Below are 22,118 nucleotides of genomic sequence, written 5' to 3'. Positions count from 1 at the left end.
CCCACTCGTTAGCGCGACGCGAACGGCTGGTCCGTGCGCACGATTTCGCGCCCCAGGGGCAGCAGCGAGACCGGGATGAGCTTGAAGTTGGCGATGCCGAACGGGATGCCAATGATCGTGATGCACAGGGCGATGCCCGTGACGATGTGGGCGAGGGCGAGCCACCAGCCCGCGAGGATCAGCCACAGGACGTTGCCGATGCAGGACGGCGCGCCCGCGTCGCGGCGCTCCACCGTCGTATAGCCGAACGGCCACAGGGCGTAGATGCCGATGCGGAAGGCGGCGATGCCGAACGGGATACCAATGATCGTGATGCACAGCAGCACACCCGCGACCAGGTATCCGAGGAACAGCCAGAAGCCGCTCAGGACGAGCCAAATGACATTCAGAATTGTCTTCACTTGTGACGACCTGCCATCTGCTCGAGCCGGGCGATACGCTCCGCCATCGGCGGATGCGTAGAGAACATCTTCGACATTCCCTGTCCCGGGCGGAAGGGGTTCGCGATCATCATGTGGCTTGCGGTCTCGATGCGCGGCTCCGGGGGCAGCGGCAGCTGCTTGGTGCCCGCGTCGAGCTTGCGCAGCGCGCTCGCGAGGGCGAGGGGGTCGCCGGTGAGCTGGGCGCCGGACGCGTCCGCCTCGTACTCCCTGGAGCGGCTGATGGCGAGCTGGATGAGGGACGCGGCGATCGGTCCCAGGATCATGACCAGCAGCAGGCCGAGGATGCCGGGACCGTCGTCGTCGTTCGAGCGGCCGACCGGGATCAGCCAGGCGAAGTTGACCAGGAACATGATCACGGAAGCGAGGGCACCGGCGACCGACGAGATGAGGATGTCGCGGTTGTAGACATGGCTGAGCTCGTGTCCGATGACGCCGCGCAGCTCGCGCTCGTCCAGGATGCGCAGGATGCCTTCGGTGCAGCACACCGCCGCGTTGCGCGGGTTGCGGCCCGTCGCGAAGGCGTTCGGCGCCTCGGTCGGCGAGATGTACAGGCGCGGCATGGGCTGGCGGGCCTGGGTGGAGAGGTCGCGGACCATGCGGTACAGGGCAGGGGCCTCGAATTCGCTCACCGGGCGCGCGCGCATCGCGCGTAGAGCCAGCTTGTCGCTGTTCCAGTACGCGTACGCGTTCGTCCCGATCGCGATGAACAGTGCGATGACGAGGCCGGTACGCCCGAAGAAGCTGCCGATGACGATGATGAGTGCGGACAGTCCCCCGAGGAGTACGGCGGTCCTGAGCCCGTTGTGCCGGCGGTGCACGGTACGCCCTCCAAGTGGTGCGGCAGGGGAACCCTTTGCTTGCTGATGCTCTGCTTCCACTCTTCAGTGGACCCTCCCGTACTGGTCAACGCCAGACGGGGAGCACTAGTTCCCTTGTGCGCGCGGCGGCGCGCGTGGGCCGTACGGGTGATGGCGGACGACGGCCACGCGCGCGTGGGGAGTGTTTTGCGCCCGTGTCGAGGGCTGTTCTACGGCGGTCCGGTCAGAAGAGGCCGGTCGCCGAGAAGCGCAGGACCACCTGGGGTGCCCCGGAGAGGGCGACTCCCAGGACGGCCGTCAGGGCGATCGCCGCCGTGAGCGGGGCCGGGAAGCGGTGCATGCCGGGCTCGCCCTCGGGGGCGCGGAACAGCAGCGTCGTCCACTGGAGGTAGTAGAAGAGCGCGATCACGACGTTGACGGCCATGACCACGGCCAGCCAGCCGAGCCCCGCGTCGACGGCCGCCGAGAACACGGTGACCTTGGCGAAGAGGCCGATGATGCCCGGCGGCAGGCCCGCGAGGCAGAGCAGGAAGAAGCCGAGGACCAGCGCCGACAGGGGGCTCGCGGCGTACAGGCCCCGGTAGTCGCTGATGCGGTTCAGGGGGCTCCTGCGGGCCACGAGGGCGGCCACGGCGAAGGCACCCAGGTTCACCACCGCGTACATCAGGGCGTAAGCGACGGTGGAGCCGATGGCCTTCTCGGCGTCCTTGGAGTAGCTGGCGGCCGCGATCGGCACCAGGAGGTAGCCGGCCTGGCCCACGGAGGACCAGGCGAGCAGCCGTACCGCGCTGTACGCGCGCGTGGCCTGCTGCCGCAGGGCGCCGACGTTGCCCACCGTCATGGTGAGGGCGGCCAGCACGGCCAGCGCCGGGCCCCAGACGTCGGCGTACGACGGGAGGGCGACCACCGTGACGAGGATCAGCCCGGAGAAGCCGACCGCCTTGCCGACGACCGACAAGTAGGCGGCGACCGGCAAAGGCGCCCCCACGTAGGTGTCCGGCACCCAGAAGTGGAAGGGCACGGCGGCCGTCTTGAAAGCGAAGCCTACAAGGGTGAGGACGACGCCCGCCTGGGCGAGCGTGTGGAACTGCCCGTCGACGTGCTGGATCTTCTCGGCGATCTGGGTGAGGTAGAGGGTGCCGGTCGTCGCGTAGAGGAAGCTGACGCCCATCAGGCTCACGGCGGTCGCGGTGACGGAGGACAGGAAGAACTTCAGGGCCGCTTCGGAGGACTTCTTGTCGCCGCGCCTGATGCCGACGAGCGCGAAGGCGGGCAGCGAGGCGACTTCCAGGGCGACGATGAGGGTCGCGAGGTCGCGGGAGGCAGGCAGCAGGGCCGCGCCCGCGGCCGAGGAGAGCAGCAGGAACCAGAACTCCCCTTCGGGGAGTTCCCTGTTGGCGTCCTTCAGGGCGGTGACCGACAGCAGGGCCGCCAGGAGCGCCCCGCCGAGAACCAGGAACTGGATGACGAGCGTGAACTGGTCCGCCGTATAGCTGCAGACGTCCGCGTCGCCCGTCAGACAGAAGGTGGCGCGGTCGCCGTCCAGAAGGGGCAGCAGCATCAGCGCGGACACGGCGAGGCCGGCCACCGAGACCCAGCCGAGCACGGCCTTCTTCGCGTCGCCGATGAAGAGGTCGGCGACGAGCACGACGAGTCCGACGACCGCGGCGATGGTGGGCGGCGCGATGGCGAGCCAGTCGACGGACTGGACCAGGGAGCTCATCGGGTGCCTCCTGCGAGGAGCTGCTGTACGGCCGGGTCGGTGAGGCCGAGGAGGGCCTTGGGCCACAGGCCGGCGACGACGGTGAGGGCGACGAGCGGCGTCCAGGCCGCGAACTCGTAGCTCTGGACGTCGGCGAGCTTCGGGCTGCCCTGCTGCGGGGTGGCGCCCATGCAGACGCGGCGTACGACGACGAGCATGTACGCGGCGGTGAGCAGGGTGCCGAAGGCGGCGATCGCCATGAACGTCAGATACGCGGGGCGGCTGAGGTCGTCGGCGGGCTTGAACGCGCCGAACAGCGCCAGCATCTCGCCCCAGAACCCGGCGAGGCCCGGCAGCCCGAGCGAGGCGACCGCGCCGAAGGCGAGCAGGCCGCCGAGACGCGGGGCCTTGCCGTACAGCGCGGCGCCGGTCTCCTCGGCGAGGGTGTCGAGGTCGGTGGTGCCCGTGCGGTCCTTCAACGCCCCGACGAGGAAGAAGAGGAGGCCGGTGATGAGGCCGTGGGCGATGTTGGCGAACAGCGCGCCATTCACGCCGGTCGGTGTCATCGTCGCGATGCCGAGCAGCACGAAGCCCATGTGACCGACGGACGAGTACGCGATGAGCCGCTTGAGATCGCCCTTCGCGCCCTGCTTGGCGAGGGCCAGGCAGGCCAGGGATCCGTAGATGATCCCGACGACGGCGAAGGCGGCGAGGTACGGCGCGAAGGTCTGCATCCCATCGGGCGTGATCGGCAGCAGAATCCTGACGAACCCGTACGTACCCATCTTCAGCAGCACGCCGGCCAGCAGGACCGAGCCGACGGTGGGCGCAGCGGTGTGGGCGTCCGGCAGCCAGCTGTGCAGCGGCCACATCGGCGTCTTGACCGCGAGCCCGATTCCGATCGCCAAAACGGCGATGACCTGCACGGATGTGGTCAGCGACCGGCCGTTGTCAGTGGCGAGTGCCACCATGTCGAATGTGCCCGCCTTGATTCCGATCAGGAGCAGGCCCAGCAGCATGACAACCGAACCGAGCAGTGTGAAGAGGATGAACTTCCAGGCGGCGGCCTGGCGTTCCGCACCGCCCCACCGGGCGATGAGGAAGTACATCGGGATGAGCACCATCTCGAACGCGAGGAAGAACAGCAGCAGATCGAGGACGGCGAAGGTCGCGAGCGTGCCGGACTCGAGGACGAGCAGCAGTGCGACGAAGGCCTTCGGGGTCGGGCCCGCAGGCATTTTGAAGTAGGAGTACAGCGCGCAGAGGAAGGTCAGCAGCGCGGTCAGGACCAGAAGGGGGAGGGAAATGCCGTCGATGCCGAGGTGGATCCGCACGTCGAGTGCGGGAATCCAGCTGATGTCCGTCGTGGCCTGCATCTTCGACGGGTGGTCGTGGTCGAAGCCGAGCGCGAGGACGATCGCGGCGATGAGCACCGCGCCGGTCACGGTCACGCCGTGCCGCAGCACGGCCTGCTCGGGCGACTTCCCCTTCAGCCCGGGCGGGGCCGGCAGGAGAGCGGCGGCCGCGCCGATGAGCGGGCCGACGACGATGAATGCCAGAAGGATCTGCATCACGGATTCGCTGATATCGATCACGCCTGCTCACGCTCCCGTGGCGACGAGGAGGGCGGCGACCACCAGGACGACGGTGCCGGCGAGCAGCGCGCTCACATAGGTCTGCACATTGCCGGTCTGTGCGCGCCGTACGGCCGCGCCGAGCCAGCGGGGTAGGGCGCCCGCGCCGCGTACGTAGGTGTCGACGACCTCTCGGTCGAGGAACTGGACGAGTGCGGCTCCGGCCTGGACCGGGCGGACGAAGAGTGCCGTGTACACGGCGTCGAGGTGGAAGCCGACGGCCGCGTGGCGGTGCAGCGGGCCGAGCAGTAGTCGGCCCGGGTCCGCCGGGTCGGAAGCGGAGGCCATGTCTCCGAACGCCGGCGCGTGCAGCGCGATCGCCTCGGCCTCAACCGTCCCGGCGTCGGCATCGGGGTGGGCCACGACCGCACCCAGCGGCACGCGCGCCGCCATCGCGCTGGTGTGCCGCCAGGCTCCGTATGTGACCAGTCCGCCGACCAGGGCGAGCCCCGTGGCGAGTACGGAGGTGGTGAGGACCGGCGTCAGGTCGCGGCCGTCGAACCAGTCGGGCAGCGGGCCGTACGCCAGGCCGAAGGCGAGCGACGGGACCGCGAGGACCCACAGCACGACGGTCATGGTGAGTGGCTGCCTGCCGTGGTCGGGGGCCTCGGCGCCCCGGCCGCGGAAGGCCAGCAGCCACAGGCGGGTGGCGTACGCGGCGGTGAGTACGGCGGTGATCAGGCCGGCGACGAGGACGATCCAGCCCGCGGCGCCGGGGGCGTGCTCGGTGTGGCCGGTGGCGACGTGCTCGGCGGCGCCGAGGACGGCCTCCTTGGAGAAGAAGCCGCTGAACGGCGGGATCGCGGCGAGTGCGAGCAGCGCCACGGTCATCGTCCAGTAGGCGTCGGGGACGCGGGCGCGCAGGTCCTTCATACGGGACATGACGGCCAGCGAGTTGGTGCCGGAGGCGTGGATGATCACGCCCGCGGCGAGGAAGAGCAGCGCCTTGAAGGCGCCGTGGGACAGGAGGTGGAAGACGGCGGCACCGCGGTCGCCGACGGCGAGGGCACCGGTCATGTAGCCGAGCTGGCCGATTGTCGAGTACGCGAGGACGCGCTTGATGTCGTCCTGGGCGAGCGCGGCGAGCCCCGAGCCGGCCATCGTGACGGCGGCCATGACGGCGAGGACGACCATCGCGGCCGACGAGGCCTGGAAGACGGGAAGGAGCCGGGCGATGAAGTAGACACCGGCGGCGACCATAGTCGCGGCGTGGATCAGCGCGGAGACGGGTGTGGGGCCCGCCATCGCGTCGGGCAACCAGGTGTGCAGCGGGAACTGCGCCGACTTGCCCGCCACACCGGCGAGGAGCAGCAGGGCGATCAGCGTCGGGTGGTGCAGTCCACCGCTCGCGACGGTGCCGAGGACCGTGGTGATGCGGAACGACCCGGCGTCGGTGCCAAGGGCGAACAGACCGATGAGGAAGGGGACGTCGCCGAGCTTGGTGACCAGGAAGGCCTTGATCGAGGCGGCGCGGGCCTCGGGGGTCTCCCAGTAGTGGCCGACCAGGAAGTACGAGCAGATGCCCATGATCTCCCAGCCGACCAGGAGCACGATCAGGTCGCCGGAGTAGACGACGAGCAGCATCGCGGAGGTGAAGAGGGAGACGAGAGCGGCGTAGGAGGGATAGCGCGGGTCGTCGCGCAGATAGCCCGTCGAGTAGATCTGCACGCAGGACGCGACGACGCCGACCAGGACGGCGACGAGGGCGGCGAAGCCGTCGATGTACAGGGCGAGTTCGATGGGGACCGAGCCGGTCGGGGTCAGCTCGGTGGCGGTGTTGATGGCCTGGTCGCCGCCTTGGCGTACGGCGACCAGTACGGCGAGGACGAGCGACGTGAGGGGCGGCAGGACGGCGAGGGGGCGGACGAAGCCGGGGGCCGTGCGGCCGAGGAGCAGTCCGGCCACGGCGCCCAGGAACGGAAGGAGGGGGACGAGGACGGCGAGGGTGGTCGTGGTCACGCGGTGGCCTCAGCCTTCTCGTCTGCCGTGACGGTGGCTTCGTCGGGGCCGTGCGGCTCGGCGCTGTCGCGGAGCTTGTCGATGTCCGAGGTGCCGCGATTGCGGTACACGGCGAGGACGATCGCCAGGCCGATGCCGATCTCGGCGGCGGCGATGGCGATGGTGAACAGCGTCAGCGCCTGGCCGGAGTGGAGCGTGTCGCGGGCGGCCCTGGAGAGCCAGACGTCGAAGGCGACGAGGTTCAGGTTGACGGCGTTGAGCATCAGCTCGACGGACATCAGGACCAGGATCGCGTTGCGGCGCGCGAGGACTCCGTACAGGCCCGTGCAGAACAGGAGGGCGGAGAGCACGGCGGGATAGGCGAGGTGCATCAGCGGGTCCCTTCCTTGTCGCTCGGGCCGCTGGGGACGGTCCCGCTCGGGATGGTCCGGCTGGTCCTGGTGCTCGGGACGGTCCCGCCGGCGGGGGCGCTCGCGGTGGTCGCCGCGTCCGCCTTCGCCTTGCGGGAGAGGACGATCGCGCCGACGAGGGCGGCGAGGAGGAGGACGGAGAGCGCTTCGAAGGGGAGGACCCAGTTCTGGAAGAGGCTCGCTCCGGTCACCTGGGTGGAGCCGGCGGGGGCGCCGTCCAGGTCGACCCAGGTGGTGCGGAAGGCGTCGACGACGACCCAGACCAGGGCGGCGGCCGCGGCGACGGCCACGGTCAGGGCGGCCCAGCGGTTGCCGGAGTCGGCGTCCGGGGAGGGGCCGATGGGCGCCTTGGTGAGCATCAGACCGAACAGGAGGAGGACGACGACGGAACCGACGTAGATGAGGACCTGCACCCAGGCGATGAACTCGGCGGTGAGCAGGAGGTACTCGACGGCGAGACCGCCGAGCGTCGCCACCAGCCACAGGGCGGCGTGCACCAGCTGCTTGGTGGTGACGGTGATGATCGCGGCGCCGAAGGTGACCAGGCCGACGAGGAGGAAGGCGATCTCGACGCCGGTCGGGGAGAGGAAGCCGTGGGGTGCGGCAGCGGTCGTCGCGATGTGCGCGGCGGCGAAGGTCACGACTCTCCCTCCGAGGCGGCGTCGGAGGTGCCGGAGGCAGGGGGCGCGGTCTGCGCTGCCCGTTCGGCCTGCTCGGCCTGCTCGGCCTGCTCGGCCTGCTCGGCGGCGAGCTTTTCGGCGGCCTTGCGGGCGGCGGCAAGCTCCTTCGGTTCCTCGGCGCCGGGGTCGAGGGCGGGCGGGGCCGGGACGGTCCACATCCACTCGCGGAGCTTGTCGCGCTCGTGGGTGAGTTCGTGGATGTCGGTCTCCGCGTACTCGAACTCCGGGGACCAGAAGAGCGCGTCGAAAGGACAGACCTCGATGCAGATACCGCAGTACATGCACAGGGAGAAGTCGATGGCGAAGCGGTCGAGGACGTTGCGGCTGCGCTCGCGGCCGCCGGGTGCGGCGGGCGGGACGGTCTCCTTGTGGGAGTCGATGTAGATGCACCAGTCCGGGCACTCGCGGGCGCACAGCATGCAGACCGTGCAGTTCTCCTCGAAGAGGCCGATGACACCGCGGGAGCGGGGCGGGAGTTCGGGCTGGGTGTCCGGGTACTGCGCGGTGACGTGCTTCTTCGTCATCGTGCGGAGGGTGACGGCCAGGCCCTTGGCAAGGCCCGAGCCGGGAATGGGGGCCACTAGGAGATCACCACCTTGACGATGCCGGTGAGGGCGATCTGGGCGAGGGAGAGGGGGACGAGGAGGGTCCAGGAGAGTTTCTGGAGCTGGTCCTCGCGCAGGCGGGGATAGGTCACGCGCAGCCAGATCACGACGAAGGCGAGGATCGCGGCCTTCAGCAGGGTCCAGACCCAGCCGAGACCGTCCGCGCCCCACGGGCCGTGCCAGCCGCCCAGGAAGAGGACGGTGGTCAGGCCGCACAGGACGACGATTCCGGCGTACTCGGCGAGGAGGAAGAGGGCGAAGCGCAGGCCCGTGTACTCGGTGTACGCGCCGAAGATGATCTCGGAGTCGGCGACGGGCATGTCGAAGGGCGGGCGCTGGAGTTCGGCGAGGCCGGCCACGAAGAAGACGATCGCGCCGACGATCTGCCAGGGCAGCCACCACCACTCGAAGGCGTCCAGGATGCCCGGGAGGGAGACAGTGCCGGCCGCCATCGCGACGGAGGCGGCGGCCAGCAGCATCGGGAGTTCGTACGCGAGGAGCTGGGCGGCGGTGCGGAGACCGCCGAGGAGGGAGAACTTGTTGGCCGAGGCCCAGCCCGCCATGAGCGAGCCGAGGACGCCCACGCCCATCACGGCGAGGACGAAGAAGATGCCCGCGTCGACGACCTCGCCGACGGCGCCCTCGCCCGGGCCGATGGGGATCGCGAGGAGGACCAGGAGGTACGGGAGGAGGGCTACGGCGGGGGCGAGCTGGAAGATACGGCGGTCCGCGCCGGCGGGGACGACGTCTTCCTTCTGCGCGAACTTCACGCCGTCCGCGACGAGCTGGGCCCAGCCGTGGAAGCCGCCTGCGTACATCGGGCCGAGGCGGCCCTGCATGTGGGCCATCACCTTGTGCTCGGTCTGTCCGACGATCAGGGGGAACGTCAGGAACACGACGAAGACGACGAGGAGTCGCAGAGCGACGTCGAGAGCGTCGTTCACTGCGTGCCTCCGGAGGGGTCGTCGGGGTCGGGGGTCTTGGCGGTGTCGGGTTGGGCTGGGGGTTTCGGGGCGGCTCCCCGTTCCCGGGTCGCCTCGGGGCCCGGTTCCAGGGTGCCCTCGGGGCCCGGTTCCGGGGTGCCCTCAGAGCGTTGGTCCGGCTCCGACTTCGGCTCCGGCTTCGTTTCCGCCTTCGGTTCCGGTGTCGACTTCGGCTCCGCCTTCGGTTCCGACGCCGGCTCCGCCTTCGGCTCCGGCTTCGGTTCCGACGTCGACTCCGGCTCCGGCTCGTCGAAAGCAGGCCGGGCGTGGTGCCACGGCGCATCCGAGCTGCGGGGCGCGGCGGGCTTGGCCGGCGCCGCGGGAGCCGTCGGCTCGGTGGGCGTCGGGGCCGAGGCGGCGGCCTGCTGGTCGGGCGCCTGCTGGTCGGGGCCCGAGGCCGCGGCCTGCTGGCTTGCCGAGCCCTGGCTCGCGCTCCGCGCGCGGCGCGGCCGCACAGGGGCCTCCGCACCGGCACCAGCACCAGCACCAGCACCAGCACCAGCACCAGCACCAGCGGCACCCGTACCCGCGGTCGCCGTCGTCGGCGTCTGGCTCGCCGAGCCCTCCCCCGCCGTGCGGGCCCTGCGTACGGGGCGGTCGCCGGCCGCGCGGGCGGCGCCGCGGGCGGGGCGGGACGGGGCCGGGGGGAGCTGGCCCTTGAGGGGGCCCCACTCGTTGGGGTCGGGGACGCCGGGCGGGAGCATCTGTCGGCGCTTCGGGCCGCCGTGGTCGGACTCGCCGGGCTCCTTGGCGCCGGGCCAGGCCTTGGCGACGCGGGCGGCCAGGACGAAGTCCTTGCGGAGGGGGTGGCCCTCGAAGCCCTCCGGCAGCAGCAAGGGGTCCAGGCCCGGGTGGCCCTCGAAGCTCACGCCGAACATTTCGTGGGTCTCGCGCTCGTGCCAGGCGGCGCCCGCGTACACGGAAACGGCGGAGTGCAGGACGGGCGCGGAGTGCGGGACGGTCGTACGGACGAGGAGGCGGCGTACCGAGGCCGGGGGCAGCGCCACGACGTGGGCCGAGACGCGGAAGCCGGTGCCGGGTTCGTCGACGGCGCTCAGCCAGTCGAAATAGGTGCAGCCCAGGGCGTCACGTGCGGTCTCCAGGGCGGCGATCCAGGACGTCGGCGGTACGTCGACCGTCAGGACCTCGTACGACTCCTCGGCCGTGGCCTCGGGGCCGAAGAGTTCCTCGACAGGGGCGGGGAGCCAGCCGACGGTCATCGGTCCTCACCCCGGGCGGGAGGCTGTACCAGGCCGCTCTGGAGCGCGGCTGCGGACGGACGCGCGGCCGCGGTCGGACGCGCCGCCCCGGACCCGTACCGCTCCCCCAGCGACTCGCGGGCGATCTTCTCCTGGAGCTTGAGGATGCCCTGGAGCAGGGCCTCCGGGCGGGGCGGGCAGCCGGGGACGTAGACGTCGACGGGGATGATCTGGTCGACGCCCTTCGTGACGGAGTAGGAGTCCCAGTAGGGGCCGCCGCAGTTGGAGCAGGCGCCGAAGGAGATGACGTACTTCGGCTCGGGCATCTGCTCGTACAGGCGCTTCACGGCGGGCGCCATCTTGTCCGTGACCGTGCCGGACACGACCATCAGGTCGGCCTGGCGGGGGCCCGGCGCGAAGGGGATGACGCCGAGGCGGATGAAGTCGTGGCGGGCCATCGACGCGGCGATGAACTCGATCGCGCAGCAGGCGAGGCCGAAGTTGAAGACCCAGAGCGAGTAGCGGCGGCCCCAGTTCAGGACCACCTTCATCGGCTCGGGGGCCAGCCGGGCGAGCGCGCCCAGTCGCTTCGGCTCGGGAAGCAGAACAGGCTCAGGAGCAGGGGTCACGTCCATGTCAGGACGCCCTTCTTGTATGCGTACAGCAGGCCCACGGCCAGGAAGCCGAGGAAGATGAACATCTCGACGAGCGTCGTCGCGCCGTACCCATCTCCAGCAAACACCGTCGCCCAGGGGAACAGGAAGATCGAGTCGACCGCGAAGATGACATACAGGAACGCGTAGACGTAGTAGCGGACCTGGGTGTGGGCCCAGCCCTCGCCGACGGGGTCGACGCCGCACTCGTACGTCAGGAGTTTCTCGGGGGTGGGGATCACGGGCCGCAGCAGGCGGCCGGCCCCGAAGGCGATCGCGACGAACAGCACGCCCACGAGGGCGAGCAGTCCGACGACCGAGTAGGACTGGAAGTAGCCCGCCGCGACGACGGTCGGTTCCGGCACGTCAGCCCCTCGCTCCCTGACCTCGTTGCGCCCCGGAGTGCGCCGTCGCGCACTCTGTGATGCGCCGTGTTCGACGATCTGTACGGACGGGAGTCTAGGGCCTGCTAAAGACAAGGTAAGCAGCCCGTCACACCTGGGCCACGCGCGAAGGTTCCCGGGCCCGCCCCGGGAGGTGTCCCCGGGCCCGCCCCGGGAGGGTGTCCCGGGGTCCGCCCCAGGAGGGTGGGGTTTTCCCCAGTGGATCGTGGCGGTCCACCTCATGGCGCCGCGCCCCGCCGCCGGGCACGCTAACGCCTATGACCGAACGCATCTCATCGACGAGCGCAGCGGAAGCCGACGACGACCGCCTGCCACCGGCCCGTTTCGCCTATGGCGGGCAGACCTGGAAGGAGATCGCGCATCTGCTGGCCAACCTGCCGCTCTCGATCGTCGGCTTCATATATGTCGCGACGCTGATGTTCACGGGCGCGGGGCTCGCGGTGACGGTGGTCGGTCTGCCACTGCTCGCGGGCGGGCTGCGTGGCGCGCGTCAGCTGGGCAAGGCGGAGCGGGCGCGGGCGCGGGCGCTGCTCGGGGTGCGGATCGACGAGCCGAGCCCGCTGCCCGTGCGCCGGACCGGCTTCTTCGGCTGGCTCTGGTCGAGCCTGAAGGACCCGGTGGGCTGGCGGACGGTGCTGTACGACTTCATACGGCTGCCGTGGGGCATCGTCACCTTCACGGTCACGCTCACGTCGCTGTTCGTGCTGTGGCCGGTGCTGCCGTTCATCGCGCGGGGGCTGACGAACGTGGACCGGGCCTTGGTGCGCGGGCTGCTGTCGCCCTCCGACGAGCTGGAGCGGCGGATCGCCGAGCTGGAGTCCGACCGCGGGGTCGTGGTCGACACGGCCGCCGCCGACCTGCGGCGCATCGAGCGCGATCTGCACGACGGGGCGCAGGCCCGCCTCGTCAACCTCGCGATGGGGCTCGGCCTGGCCAAGGAGAAGCTTCTGGAGGATCCCGACGCGGCCGCGGCGATGGTCGACGAGGCGCACGGCGAGGTGAAACTCGCGCTGCAGGAACTGCGCGATCTGGCCCGCGGCATCCACCCGGCGGTACTCACCGACCGGGGGCTGGACGCCGCGCTGTCGGCGGTCGCCTCGCGGTGCACCGTGCCGGTGAAGGTGACGGCCGAGCTGGAGACGCGACCGGCCGCGGCCATCGAGGGCATCGCCTACTTCACCGTCTCCGAGCTGCTGCAGAACGTGAGCAAGCACAGCGGGGCGAAGTCCGCGTCCGTCGACGTGTGGCGGTCGGACGACCGGCTGCTCATCCAGGTGTGGGACGACGGGCGCGGCGGGGCCGGCCTCGACGGCGGTACGGGGATGGCGGGCCTCGCGGACCGGCTCGGCGCCGTCGACGGGCTGTTCGTCATCGAGTCACCGGTCGGCGGTCCGACGCTCATCACGGCGGAGCTGCCGTGGCGGAACCGACAGGACGAGCCCGCGCGGTAGGGAGCCGTACGGCTCGGGTCCGCCCGAGGCCCCGCTCGTACGCCTCCGTGCACTCCGGTTCCGTACGCCTCCGTGCACTCCGGTTCGGTACGCCTCCGGTTCGCTCCGGTTCCATACGCCTCCGGTGCACTCCGGTTCCGCACGCCTCCGATCCGCTCAAAGCCCGGTACGGCTCCGGCCCGCTCAGAACCCCATACGGCTCCGGTCCGCTCGGAGCCGTATACGGACCCCGGCCCGCTCCAGGGTCCGTATCAGCGGATCCCCGCGAGGTAGGGAAAACCCCCGCCCCAAGACGCCGACCCGCTCCATGGTCGGTCGGCGCCGTGGACAGCAGGGTTGAGGTACGAGCCGACGCGCAGGACGAGTAGAACGGACGGGACCGATGGCCACGGAGTACGGACAGGGATACGGGCACCGGAGCGGGCCCGGATTCCACGGGGCGGGCGCCGGTGAGCGGCGGCACCGTCTCCCTGCCCCGCTGCGAGCGCCGATCGAGGCCCGCAGCTGGCGTGAGTTGGGCTATGTGATGCTGGGCCTGCCGCTCAGCATCATCATGTTCACGTTCGCCGTCACGATGTTCTCGCTCGGCGCCGGCCTGCTGATCACCTTCCTCGGGATACCGGTGCTGGCGGCGGCCCTGGCCGGCTGTCGCGGCTTCGGCACGCTGGAGCGGGCGCGGGCGCGCGGGCTGCTCGGGGTCGAGGTGTCCGAGCCGGAGCCGCTGCGGATGAAGCAGCGTGGGGCGATGGCGTGGATGGGCGCGATGCTCAAGAGCGGGACGTCGTGGCGGCATCTGCTGTACGCGGTGGTCCAGTTCCCGTGGGCGGTGTTCTCCTTCGTGGTGGCGCTGAATTTCTGGGCGTACGGATGGGCGCTGCTGACGTATCCGCTGTGGTTCTGGGTCTTCCCGATGTACGGCGGCCAGGGCGGGCTTCAGCTGTACGGCGACGGGTCGCACTCCGTCTACCTCGACAACCCCTTCGAGGTCACGGTGACCTCGCTGGTGGGGCTGCTCTTCACGATGGCCACGCCGTGGATCGTGCGGGCGCTGACGACAGTGGACCGGCTGATGGTGCGTGGGCTGCTCGGTCCGTCGCGGCTGGCGACGCGGGTGGTCGAGCTGGAGTCCGACCGCGGGGTCGTGATCGACACGGCCGCCGCCGACCTGCGGCGCATCGAGCGCGATCTGCACGACGGGGCGCAGGCCCGGCTCGTCAACCTCGCGATGGGGCTCGGCCTGGCCAAGGAGAAGCTGACCGAGGATCCGCAGGCCGCGGCGCGGATGGTGGACGAGGCGCACGGTGAGGTGAAGACGGCGTTGCAGGAGCTGCGGGATCTGGCCCGCGGGATCCATCCGGCCGTGCTGACCGACCGGGGACTGGACGCCGCGCTGTCCGCGGTGGCCTCGCGGTGCGCGGTGCCGGTGCAGGTCGATGTCGATCTGACGGCCCGGCCCGCGCCCGCGATCGAGGGGATCGCGTACTTCACGGTGTCCGAGCTGCTGCAGAACATCAGCAAGCACGCGCGGGCGACGCTGGCCACGGTGGATGTGTGGCGGTCCGAGAACCGGCTCATGATCCAGGTGTGCGACGACGGTGCAGGGGGAGCCGATGTCTCCGGTGGGTCGGGGTTGGCGGGGCTCGCGGAGCGGCTCGATGCGGTGGACGGGATTCTGGTGGTGGACTCGCCGGTGGGTGGGCCCACGCGGGTGACCGCCGAGCTGCCCTGGCGGGGGTGAGTGTCCCTGCGGCGTGGGGGCTCGCCGACGGATGTTTCGCCCCCTTCAGCCCTACCCGTCCCGTACCTGGGGGCTCCCCCTCAGACCCCCCGTACAGCGCTGACGCGCTCGTCCTCAAACGCCGGATGGGCTAAAAATCCCCGCCCGGGCGCAGGCCGGTCCGAATGCTGGAATGCTGGGGCCTGTCGTACGAGCAGGGACGAACCCGGCACGGGTCGGGGACAGGCTCTGGGGGGCCGAGAATCGTGGAGGACAGGGTGCGGGTGGTCATCGCCGAGGATTCAGTGCTGCTCAGGGAGGGCCTGACCCGGTTGCTGACCGACCGTGGGCATGACGTCGTGGCCGGTGTCGGTGACGGCGACGCGCTGATCAAGACCATTACCGAGTTCGCGGCCCAGGACGCGCTGCCGGACGTCGTCGTCGCCGATGTGCGGATGCCGCCGACGCACACCGACGAGGGGGTCAGGGCCGCGGTGCAGCTGCGCAAGGCGCATCCTGGCCTCGGCGTCCTCGTGCTGTCGCAGTACGTGGAGGAGCAGTACGCCACCGAACTGCTGGCCGGTTCCAGCCACGGCGTCGGCTATCTGCTCAAGGACCGGGTCGCCGAGGTGCGGGAGTTCGTGGACGCGGTGGTGCGGGTGGCCCAGGGGGGTACCGCGCTCGACCCGGAGGTCGTGGCGCAGCTGCTCGGCCGCAGCCGCAAGCAGGACGTGCTCGCGGGGCTGACCCCGCGGGAGCGGGAGGTCCTGGGGCTGATGGCCGAGGGGCGTACGAACTCGGCCGTCGCGCGGCAGCTCGTGGTCAGCGACGGCGCGGTCGAGAAGCACGTCAGCAATATCTTCCTGAAGCTGGGCCTGTCCCAGAGTGACGGGGATCACCGGCGTGTTCTGGCCGTGCTCACCTACCTCAACTCATGAGCACCTGACACTGTGTCAGTTGTTGAGTACGACTCCATGTGCCACAAGAAGCCCAGAAACCAGAAATCCGGGAAGCCAGAACCGATGGATGAGCGGGGAGCGTCTTCAGGGAAGGACCGGGGGGCGGGTAAATCATGACAAGTCAGGGTGCCCGGTCGTCTCAAAATGGTGTCCACCATGCGAATGGTCGCGGGAAGGTGACCCTTACCGACGTAGGGTTGAAATTGGGAAGGCCTGTGGGCAGGCCCCTCCCAGACAGCCGCCTCGAGGGAGGTCCAGTTCAGTGACGAGCCAGGTCAGTAGCCCAGCGGAGCAGGCCGACGGAGCCGTCGTAGGAGAACAGCGCAAAGCGGCCGGGGTCAAAGACGTCCGCCGCCTTGACCGAGTGATCATTCGGTTCGCGGGCGACTCCGGTGACGGCATGCAACTCACCGGCGACCGCTTCACCTCCGAGACAGCATCCTTCGGCAACGACCTCTCGACCCTGCCGAACTTCCCCGCCGAGATCCGAGCGCCCGCAGGCACACTGCCGGGCGTTTCGTCTTTCCAGCTGCACTTCGCCGACCACGACATCCTCACCCCCGGTGACGCACCGAACGTCCTGGTCGCCATGAACCCGGCCGCGCTGAAGGCGAACATCGGCGATGTGCCGCGCGGCGCGGAGATCATCGTCAACACGGACGAGTTCACCAAACGGGCGATGCAGAAGGTCGGCTACGCCACCAGCCCGCTGGAGGACGGCTCCCTGGACGGCTACAGCGTCCATCCCGTCCCGCTCACCACGATGACCGTCGAGGCCCTGAAGGAGTTCTCGCTCTCCCGCAAGGAGGCCGAGCGCTCCAAGAACATGTTCGCGCTGGGTCTGCTGTCGTGGATGTACCACCGGCCGACCGACGGCACCGAGAAGTTCCTGCAGTCCAAGTTCGCGAAGAAGCCCCAGATCGCGGCCGCCAACATCGCCGCGTTCCGCGCGGGCTGGAACTTCGGCGAGACCACCGAGGACTTCGCCGTCTCCTACGAGGTCGCCCCGGCCGCCAAGACCTTCCCGACCGGCACCTACCGCAACATCTCCGGGAACCTGGCGCTGTCGTACGGCCTGATCGCGGCCTCCCAGCAGGCCGACCTGCCGTTGTACCTCGGCTCGTACCCGATCACCCCGGCCTCGGACATCCTGCACGAGCTCAGCAAGCACAAGAACTTCGGAGTACGGACCTTCCAGGCCGAGGACGAGATCGCCGGCATCGGCGCGGCGCTGGGCGCGGCGTTCGGCGGTTCGCTGGGCGTCACCACCACCTCCGGTCCGGGTCTGGCGCTGAAGTCGGAGACCATCGGCCTGGCGGTCTCGCTCGAACTGCCACTGCTCGTCATCGACATCCAGCGCGGCGGTCCGTCGACCGGCCTGCCGACCAAGACCGAGCAGGCGGACCTGCTCCAGGCCATGAACGGCCGCAACGGCGAGGCCCCGGTGCCGATCGTGGCCCCCAGGACTCCGGCCGACTGCTTCGACGCGGCCCTGGAAGCGGCGCGGATCGCCCTCACGTACCGCACCCCCGTCCTGCTCCTCTCCGACGGCTACCTGGCCAACGGCAGCGAGCCGTGGCGCATCCCGGAAACCGACGAGCTCCCGGATCTGCGCGTGCAGTTCGCCCAGGGCCCGAACCACACCCTGGACGACGGCACCGAGGTCTTCTGGCCGTACAAGCGCGACCCCCAGACCCTCGCCCGCCCCTGGGCGATCCCCGGCACGCCCGGCCTGGAGCACCGCATCGGCGGCATCGAGAAGCAGGACGGCACCGGCAACATCTCCTACGACCCCGCCAACCACGACTTCATGGTCCGCACCCGCCAGGCGAAGATCGACGGCATCGACGTCCCCGACATCGAGGTCGACGATCCGGACGAGGCAAAGACCCTCGTCCTCGGCTGGGGTTCCACCTACGGACCCATCACCGCCGCCGTACGCCGGCTGCGCGCCGCCGGAGAGAGCATCGCGCAGGCCCACCTGCGCCATCTCAACCCCTTCCCGCGGAATCTGGGCACGGTGTTGAAGCGTTACGAGAAGGTGGTGATCCCCGAGATGAACCTCGGTCAGCTCGCCACCCTCGTCAGGGCGAAGTACCTGGTGGACGCGCACTCGTACAACCAGGTCAACGGCATGCCGTTCAAGGCTGAGCAGCTCGCCACGGCTCTCAAGGAGGCCATCGATGGCTGAGACGTCCACGGAAGGCACGGGCACGATCGAGGCGCTCTCGCTCGTCCCCAAGGCCGAGGCCAGGCAGTCCATGAGGGACTTCAAGTCCGATCAGGAAGTGCGCTGGTGCCCCGGCTGCGGTGACTACGCGATCCTGGCGGCGGTCCAGGGCTTCATGCCGGAGCTCGGCCTCGCCAAGGAGAACATCGTCTTCGTCTCCGGCATCGGCTGCTCGTCACGCTTCCCGTACTACATGAACACGTACGGCATGCACTCCATCCACGGCCGTGCGCCCGCCATCGCCACCGGACTCGCCTCGTCGCGGCGTGACCTGAGCGTCTGGGTCGTCACCGGCGACGGCGACGCCCTGTCCATCGGCGGCAACCACCTCATCCACGCCCTGCGCCGCAACGTGAACCTGAAGATCCTGCTCTTCAACAACCGGATCTACGGTCTGACCAAGGGGCAGTACTCGCCGACGAGCGAAGTCGGCAAGATCACCAAGTCGACGCCGATGGGCTCGCTCGACGCGCCCTTCAACCCGGTGTCCCTGGCGATCGGCGCCGAGGCGTCCTTCGTGGCGCGCACGGTGGACTCGGACCGCCAGCACCTGACGAGCGTGCTGCGTGAGGCCGCCGCCCACCCGGGCACGGCACTGGTGGAGATCTACCAGAACTGCAACATCTTCAACGACGGCGCCTTCGACGTCCTCGAGGACAAGCAGCAGGCCCAGGAGGCGGTGATCCGGCTGGAGCACGGGCAGCCGATCCGCTTCGGGGCCGACGGTCACCGCGGTGTCGTACGGGATCAGCTGACCGGCGACCTGAAGGTGGTCGCCGTCACGCCGGAGAACGAGTCCGAGATCCTGGTCCACGACGCGCACTCGGACTCCCCCACCACGGCCTTCGCGCTCTCGCGGCTCGCCGACCCGGACACGCTGCACAACACCCCCATCGGCGTCTTCCGGTCCGTCGACCGGCCCGTCTACGACTCGCAGATGGCGGACCAGCTGGACACGGCCATCGAGCAGAACGGCAAGGGCGACCTGGCCGCGCTGCTGGCGGGCGGGGACACCTGGACGGTCGTCGGCTAGTACCTCTCACGATCAAGAGGCCCGGGTGCCGCGTCAGGCCCGGGCCTCGTCGTATGCCTGGCGGGCCTTCCGCACCTCGTCCATCCGCTTCTCGGTCCAGCTCGCCAGGGTGCGCACCTGCTCGGCGGCCTCGCGGCCCAGGTGGGTGAGCGAGTAGTCGACCCGGGGCGGGATCACCGGCTTGGCGTCCCGGTGGACGAGGCCGTCCCGCTCCAGGGTCTGCAGGGTCTGGGTGAGCATCTTCTCGCTGACGCGTCCGATGGCGCGGCGCAGCTCGCTGAAGCGGTGCGGGCGCTCCAGGAGCTGGATCAGGACGAGGACGCCCCAGCGGCTGGTGACGTGCTCCAGGACGAGGCGGTAGGGGCACATCGACTCGCCGTCGACGTTCCACTTGCCGACTGCGGCACGGGGACTGCTGTCTGAGGTACTTACGGCCATGCCAGTACCTTACTTCAAAGTGGGTACTTTCGTGAAGTTAGTGCAGCTCCTATGGTTAGTGGCGTATCCATCCCACAAGGAGTTGTTCCCGTTATGAGCATCGTCGTCACCGGAGCCACCGGAAACCTCGGCCGTTTCGTCATCGAGGGGCTGCTGGAAAAGGTCCCCGCGGACCAGATCACGGCCGTCGTCCGAGACAAGGAGAAGGCCGCCGACTTCGCGGCCCGCGGCGTGAAGCTGGCGGTCGCCGACTACAACGCTCCCGAGACCTTCGACGGCGTCATCTCCGCCGGTGACAAGGTGCTGCTCATCTCCGGCAACGAGTTCCACCTCGGTCGCGTGGGCCAGCACCAGGTCGTCCTTGACGCCGCCAAGACCGCCGGGGCCGCGCTCTTCGCCTACACCAGCGCCCCCGGCAGCCTGACCGCCGCCCTGGCCGACGACCACCGGGCCACGGAGGAGGCGATCCTGGCGTCCGGTCTGCCGTACGCCCTGCTGCGCAACGGCTGGTACAACGAGAACTACACCGAGAACCTCGCCCCCGTCCTCGAGCACGGCGCCGTCGTCCAGGCCGCCGGTGAGGGCCGGGTCGCCTCCGCCGCGCGGGCCGACTACGCGGCTGCCGCCGTGACGGTGCTGACCGGCGAGGGCCACGGGAACAAGACGTACGAGCTGAGCGGCGACACCGCGTGGGGCTTCACGGAGTACGCCGCCGAGGTGGCAGCGCAGTCCGGCAAGGAGATCGCCTACAACGCCGTTCCCGTCGAGGTGTACACGGGCATCCTGACCGGCGCCGGGCTGCCCGAGCCGCTCGCGGCCACCCTCGCGGGCGTCGACGCCTCGATCGAGAAGGGCGAGCTGGCGGTCACCACCGGCGACCTGTCCCGGCTGACCGGCCGCCCGACCACGCCGATCGCCGAGTCGATCGCGGCGGCGCTGAAGGGCTGACTCCCCCTCAGGCCCTGGGCGCCGTCTTCCATACCCCCGCCTGTCATGACCGTATAGCGATACGGGCATGACAGGCGGGGGTGCTCGGCGCTACCTTCTTCCAGGCTGCTCCGCCGCATGAGAGCGGCCTGAAAGACCAGAGGGAGGCGCCGGTGGCCGGGAAGTCGAAGGGCGAGCAGCACATAGGTCTGCTGAACGGCTTCGCGGCGTACGGTATGTGGGGGCTCGTCCCCCTCTTCTGGCCCCTGCTGAAGCCCGCCGGGGCGGTCGAGATCCTCGCCCACCGGATGGTGTGGTCCCTCGCCGTGGTCGGCGCCGCGCTGCTGGTGATGCGGCGGTGGGCCTGGGCCGGCGAACTGCTGCGGCAGCCGCGCAAGCTGGGTCTCGTGACGGTCGCGGCGGCGGTCATCACCGTCAACTGGGGCGTCTACATCTGGGCCGTGAACAGCGGACACGTGGTGGAGGCGTCGCTCGGCTACTTCATCAACCCGCTCGTCACCATCGCGATGGGCGTGCTCCTTCTGAAGGAACGGCTGCGGCCGGTGCAGTGGGCGGCGGTCGGTGTCGGCTTCGCCGCGGTGCTCGTCCTCACGATCGGGTACGGCCGTCCGCCGTGGATCTCCCTGTGCCTCGCGTTCTCCTTCGCCACGTACGGGCTGGTGAAGAAGAAGGTCAACCTCGGCGGTATCGAGTCCCTCGCCGCCGAGACCACGATCCAGTTCCTGCCGGCGCTGGCGTATCTGGTGTGGCTGGGGTCGACGGGGGGTGCGACCTTCGGTACGGAGGGTGCGGGGCACTCGGCGCTGCTTGCGGCGACCGGAGTGGTGACCGCGCTTCCGCTCGTCTGCTTCGGGGCGGCGGCGATTCGGGTGCCGCTGTCCACGCTGGGGCTGCTGCAGTACCTCGCCCCCGTGTTCCAGTTCCTGCTCGGCATCCTCTACTTCCATGAGGCCATGCCGCCCGAGCGGTGGGCCGGGTTCGCATTGGTCTGGCTCGCGCTGGCGCTGCTCACGTTCGACGCGTTGCGCACCGCGCGGCGGGCGGCGCGGGCGCTCAGGGGTGGGGCCGCGGCCGCTCGGACGGCCGTCGCCACCGGAACGGTCAGCGCCGCTCGGGAGCGCGCGTAGGGCTTTTCGGCCCCGCCGCCCCTGCCCTCCCCCAAGCTCTCGGCTTCGCTCGAGCAGGGGACCCCCCATCGTCCCTGGGGCTCCGCCCCAGACCCCCGCAATCTCAGGTGGCGGGGGCTGGGTTTGCGTGGCGGGCTCGGTGTGTGCGGGCCTTGTGGCGGTTGCCGCAGTGTTCCATGGCGCACCAGCGGCGGCGGCCTGGGCGGGAGGTGTCGACAAAGAGCAGGTAGCAGTCGTGGGCGCCGCACTCGCGGATGCGACGGGCGTGCGGCCCGGTGAAGAGGTCGACGGCGTCGCGCGCGACCGTGGACAGGAGCCGCGTACCGGTCGCACCGGGCGCCCACCCACGCGTGCCGTCCGGCTCGATGCGGGCAACGAGCGGCGGCTCGGCGGCGGCCGCGTTGACGACCGCGACGTGCACGGGATTCAGAGGGCGGCCGTGAGCCCGGTCGGCGGTTACGAGGAACAGTGCGTCGCGGAGCGTTCGTGCCCCCTCCAACTCCGTCTGGGTGACGAAGAGTTCGAAGCCCGCTGGTAGGCGGCTCCGCTTCGCCCAAGCCACCAGGTCCGCGGGTTCGTGCAGCATCTCGTGGCGGGCGAACTCGCCCGGGCCGCCCGTCGTCAGCAGTTCCAGGCAGAGCGCGCCGGGGTCGAAACGGAAGGGCTTGCCGTCGTACGACACGAGGGTCAGCCCGGGCGATTCCATTGCACGCTCGCTCACGTAA

General features: G+C 70.2%; 21 protein-coding genes. 7 read left to right on the top strand and 14 right to left on the bottom strand.

The genetic code is table 11. The features are described from left to right. Window positions 1-8 precede the first annotated feature (8 nt). The 12 genes from ACFY0T_RS11110 to ACFY0T_RS11055 all read right to left on the bottom strand — a co-directional run bounded on the left by ACFY0T_RS11110 (window position 9) and on the right by ACFY0T_RS11055 (window position 11,451). Window positions 9-401 (bottom strand): YccF domain-containing protein, encoded by a 393-nt coding sequence (locus ACFY0T_RS11110; RefSeq protein WP_388867399.1) that lies wholly within the window; start codon window positions 399-401, stop codon window positions 9-11. Beyond that, window positions 398-1,261: a zinc metalloprotease HtpX gene (htpX, locus tag ACFY0T_RS11105; protein WP_388867396.1), complete on the bottom strand. Its 864-nt coding sequence runs from the start codon at window positions 1,259-1,261 to the stop codon at window positions 398-400. The genes ACFY0T_RS11110 and htpX overlap by 4 nt, the downstream gene beginning before the upstream one ends. A 223-nt stretch (window positions 1,262-1,484) precedes the next feature. Next, window positions 1,485-2,984 (bottom strand): NADH-quinone oxidoreductase subunit N, encoded by a 1,500-nt coding sequence (locus ACFY0T_RS11100; protein WP_388867393.1) that lies wholly within the window; start codon window positions 2,982-2,984, stop codon window positions 1,485-1,487. Then, on the bottom strand, window positions 2,981-4,558 hold the full coding sequence (locus ACFY0T_RS11095; protein ID WP_388867389.1) for an NADH-quinone oxidoreductase subunit M: 1,578 nt from the start codon (window positions 4,556-4,558) through the stop codon (window positions 2,981-2,983). The genes ACFY0T_RS11100 and ACFY0T_RS11095 overlap by 4 nt, the downstream gene beginning before the upstream one ends. Before the next feature lie 6 nt (window positions 4,559-4,564). Next, window positions 4,565-6,556 carry an NADH-quinone oxidoreductase subunit L gene (locus tag ACFY0T_RS11090; RefSeq protein WP_388867387.1) on the bottom strand — a complete coding sequence of 664 codons (1,992 nt, stop codon included), beginning with the start codon at window positions 6,554-6,556 and terminating at the stop codon, window positions 4,565-4,567. Then, window positions 6,553-6,927 (bottom strand): NADH-quinone oxidoreductase subunit NuoK, encoded by a 375-nt coding sequence (gene nuoK, locus ACFY0T_RS11085; RefSeq protein WP_388867384.1) that lies wholly within the window; start codon window positions 6,925-6,927, stop codon window positions 6,553-6,555. The genes ACFY0T_RS11090 and nuoK overlap by 4 nt, the downstream gene beginning before the upstream one ends. Then, window positions 6,927-7,607 (bottom strand): NADH-quinone oxidoreductase subunit J, encoded by a 681-nt coding sequence (locus tag ACFY0T_RS11080; protein ID WP_388867381.1) that lies wholly within the window; start codon window positions 7,605-7,607, stop codon window positions 6,927-6,929. Before ACFY0T_RS11080 ends, nuoK begins: the two co-directional genes overlap by 1 nt. Beyond that, complete coding sequence (locus tag ACFY0T_RS11075) at window positions 7,604-8,227, bottom strand: NuoI/complex I 23 kDa subunit family protein (protein WP_388867378.1); 624 nt, start codon at window positions 8,225-8,227, stop codon at window positions 7,604-7,606. The genes ACFY0T_RS11080 and ACFY0T_RS11075 overlap by 4 nt, the downstream gene beginning before the upstream one ends. Next, the gene (locus ACFY0T_RS11070) at window positions 8,227-9,195 is read right to left on the bottom strand and encodes an NADH-quinone oxidoreductase subunit H (protein ID WP_388867374.1); all 969 of its coding nucleotides are present in this window, start codon (window positions 9,193-9,195) and stop codon (window positions 8,227-8,229) included. The genes ACFY0T_RS11075 and ACFY0T_RS11070 overlap by 1 nt, the downstream gene beginning before the upstream one ends. Then, complete coding sequence (locus ACFY0T_RS11065; RefSeq protein WP_388867371.1) at window positions 9,192-10,454, bottom strand: NADH-quinone oxidoreductase subunit C; 1,263 nt, start codon at window positions 10,452-10,454, stop codon at window positions 9,192-9,194. Before ACFY0T_RS11065 ends, ACFY0T_RS11070 begins: the two co-directional genes overlap by 4 nt. Then, window positions 10,451-11,068: an NADH-quinone oxidoreductase subunit B gene (locus ACFY0T_RS11060; RefSeq protein ID WP_388867368.1), complete on the bottom strand. Its 618-nt coding sequence runs from the start codon at window positions 11,066-11,068 to the stop codon at window positions 10,451-10,453. The genes ACFY0T_RS11065 and ACFY0T_RS11060 overlap by 4 nt, the downstream gene beginning before the upstream one ends. Further along, a complete protein-coding gene (locus tag ACFY0T_RS11055) occupies window positions 11,059-11,451 on the bottom strand; it encodes an NADH-quinone oxidoreductase subunit A (protein ID WP_388867365.1) in 393 nt (130 codons plus the stop codon). The genes ACFY0T_RS11060 and ACFY0T_RS11055 overlap by 10 nt, the downstream gene beginning before the upstream one ends. Before the next feature lie 296 nt (window positions 11,452-11,747). Between ACFY0T_RS11055 and ACFY0T_RS11050 the strand changes: the two genes are divergently transcribed. The 5 genes from ACFY0T_RS11050 (at window position 11,748) to ACFY0T_RS11030 (ending at window position 18,880) form a co-directional block, all read left to right on the top strand. After that, window positions 11,748-12,941 (top strand): sensor histidine kinase, encoded by a 1,194-nt coding sequence (locus tag ACFY0T_RS11050; protein WP_388867362.1) that lies wholly within the window; start codon window positions 11,748-11,750, stop codon window positions 12,939-12,941. A gap of 382 nt (window positions 12,942-13,323) precedes the next feature. Next, window positions 13,324-14,679 carry a sensor histidine kinase gene (locus ACFY0T_RS11045; RefSeq protein WP_388867359.1) on the top strand — a complete coding sequence of 452 codons (1,356 nt, stop codon included), beginning with the start codon at window positions 13,324-13,326 and terminating at the stop codon, window positions 14,677-14,679. Window positions 14,680-14,936: 257 nt separating this feature from the next. Further along, window positions 14,937-15,596, top strand: a complete 660-nt coding sequence (locus ACFY0T_RS11040) for a response regulator (protein WP_388868275.1) — start codon at window positions 14,937-14,939, stop codon at window positions 15,594-15,596. Between the two features lie 283 nt (window positions 15,597-15,879). Beyond that, complete coding sequence (locus ACFY0T_RS11035; RefSeq protein WP_388867356.1) at window positions 15,880-17,808, top strand: 2-oxoacid:acceptor oxidoreductase subunit alpha; 1,929 nt, start codon at window positions 15,880-15,882, stop codon at window positions 17,806-17,808. After that, entirely contained in the window at window positions 17,801-18,880 is a 1,080-nt protein-coding gene (locus ACFY0T_RS11030) for a 2-oxoacid:ferredoxin oxidoreductase subunit beta (protein WP_388867353.1), read from the top strand. The genes ACFY0T_RS11035 and ACFY0T_RS11030 overlap by 8 nt, the downstream gene beginning before the upstream one ends. A gap of 33 nt (window positions 18,881-18,913) precedes the next feature. On the opposite strand, the gene ACFY0T_RS11025 is transcribed toward ACFY0T_RS11030, so the two are convergent. After that, window positions 18,914-19,318 (bottom strand): winged helix-turn-helix transcriptional regulator, encoded by a 405-nt coding sequence (locus ACFY0T_RS11025; protein WP_388867350.1) that lies wholly within the window; start codon window positions 19,316-19,318, stop codon window positions 18,914-18,916. A gap of 93 nt (window positions 19,319-19,411) precedes the next feature. Between ACFY0T_RS11025 and ACFY0T_RS11020 the strand changes: the two genes are divergently transcribed. Beyond that, window positions 19,412-20,266 carry an SDR family oxidoreductase gene (locus ACFY0T_RS11020; protein ID WP_388867348.1) on the top strand — a complete coding sequence of 285 codons (855 nt, stop codon included), beginning with the start codon at window positions 19,412-19,414 and terminating at the stop codon, window positions 20,264-20,266. Between the two features lie 152 nt (window positions 20,267-20,418). After that, window positions 20,419-21,393: an EamA family transporter RarD gene (gene rarD / locus ACFY0T_RS11015; protein ID WP_388867345.1), complete on the top strand. Its 975-nt coding sequence runs from the start codon at window positions 20,419-20,421 to the stop codon at window positions 21,391-21,393. 103 nt (window positions 21,394-21,496) lie between these two features. Here the strand turns inward: rarD and ACFY0T_RS11010 are convergent, their stop codons facing one another. After that, the gene (locus ACFY0T_RS11010; protein WP_388868272.1) at window positions 21,497-22,099 is read right to left on the bottom strand and encodes a CGNR zinc finger domain-containing protein; all 603 of its coding nucleotides are present in this window, start codon (window positions 22,097-22,099) and stop codon (window positions 21,497-21,499) included. Window positions 22,100-22,118 lie beyond the last annotated feature (19 nt).

This window comes from Streptomyces sp. NPDC001530, assembly GCF_042894545.1.
Classification (GTDB): Bacteria; Actinomycetota; Actinomycetes; order Streptomycetales; family Streptomycetaceae; genus Streptomyces.
This window is presented reverse-complemented; position numbering and strand designations above follow the sequence as displayed.

Excerpts from the sequence above, each read along its gene's own strand:
- ACFY0T_RS11020 (WP_388867348.1), top strand. The coding sequence starts at position 19,412 with ATGAGCATCGTCGTCACCGGAGCCACCGGAAACCTCGGCCGTTTCGTC.
- ACFY0T_RS11010 (WP_388868272.1), bottom strand. The coding sequence starts at position 22,099 with ATGGAATCGCCCGGGCTGACCCTCGTGTCGTACGACGGCAAGCCCTTC.
- ACFY0T_RS11060 (WP_388867368.1), bottom strand. The coding sequence starts at position 11,068 with ATGGACGTGACCCCTGCTCCTGAGCCTGTTCTGCTTCCCGAGCCGAAG.
- ACFY0T_RS11025 (WP_388867350.1), bottom strand. The coding sequence starts at position 19,318 with ATGGCCGTAAGTACCTCAGACAGCAGTCCCCGTGCCGCAGTCGGCAAG.
- ACFY0T_RS11030 (WP_388867353.1), top strand. The coding sequence starts at position 17,801 with ATGGCTGAGACGTCCACGGAAGGCACGGGCACGATCGAGGCGCTCTCG.
- nuoK (WP_388867384.1), bottom strand. The coding sequence starts at position 6,927 with ATGCACCTCGCCTATCCCGCCGTGCTCTCCGCCCTCCTGTTCTGCACG.
- ACFY0T_RS11050 (WP_388867362.1), top strand. The coding sequence starts at position 11,748 with ATGACCGAACGCATCTCATCGACGAGCGCAGCGGAAGCCGACGACGAC.
- ACFY0T_RS11045 (WP_388867359.1), top strand. The coding sequence starts at position 13,324 with ATGGCCACGGAGTACGGACAGGGATACGGGCACCGGAGCGGGCCCGGA.
- ACFY0T_RS11065 (WP_388867371.1), bottom strand. The coding sequence starts at position 10,454 with ATGACCGTCGGCTGGCTCCCCGCCCCTGTCGAGGAACTCTTCGGCCCC.
- ACFY0T_RS11100 (WP_388867393.1), bottom strand. The coding sequence starts at position 2,984 with ATGAGCTCCCTGGTCCAGTCCGTCGACTGGCTCGCCATCGCGCCGCCC.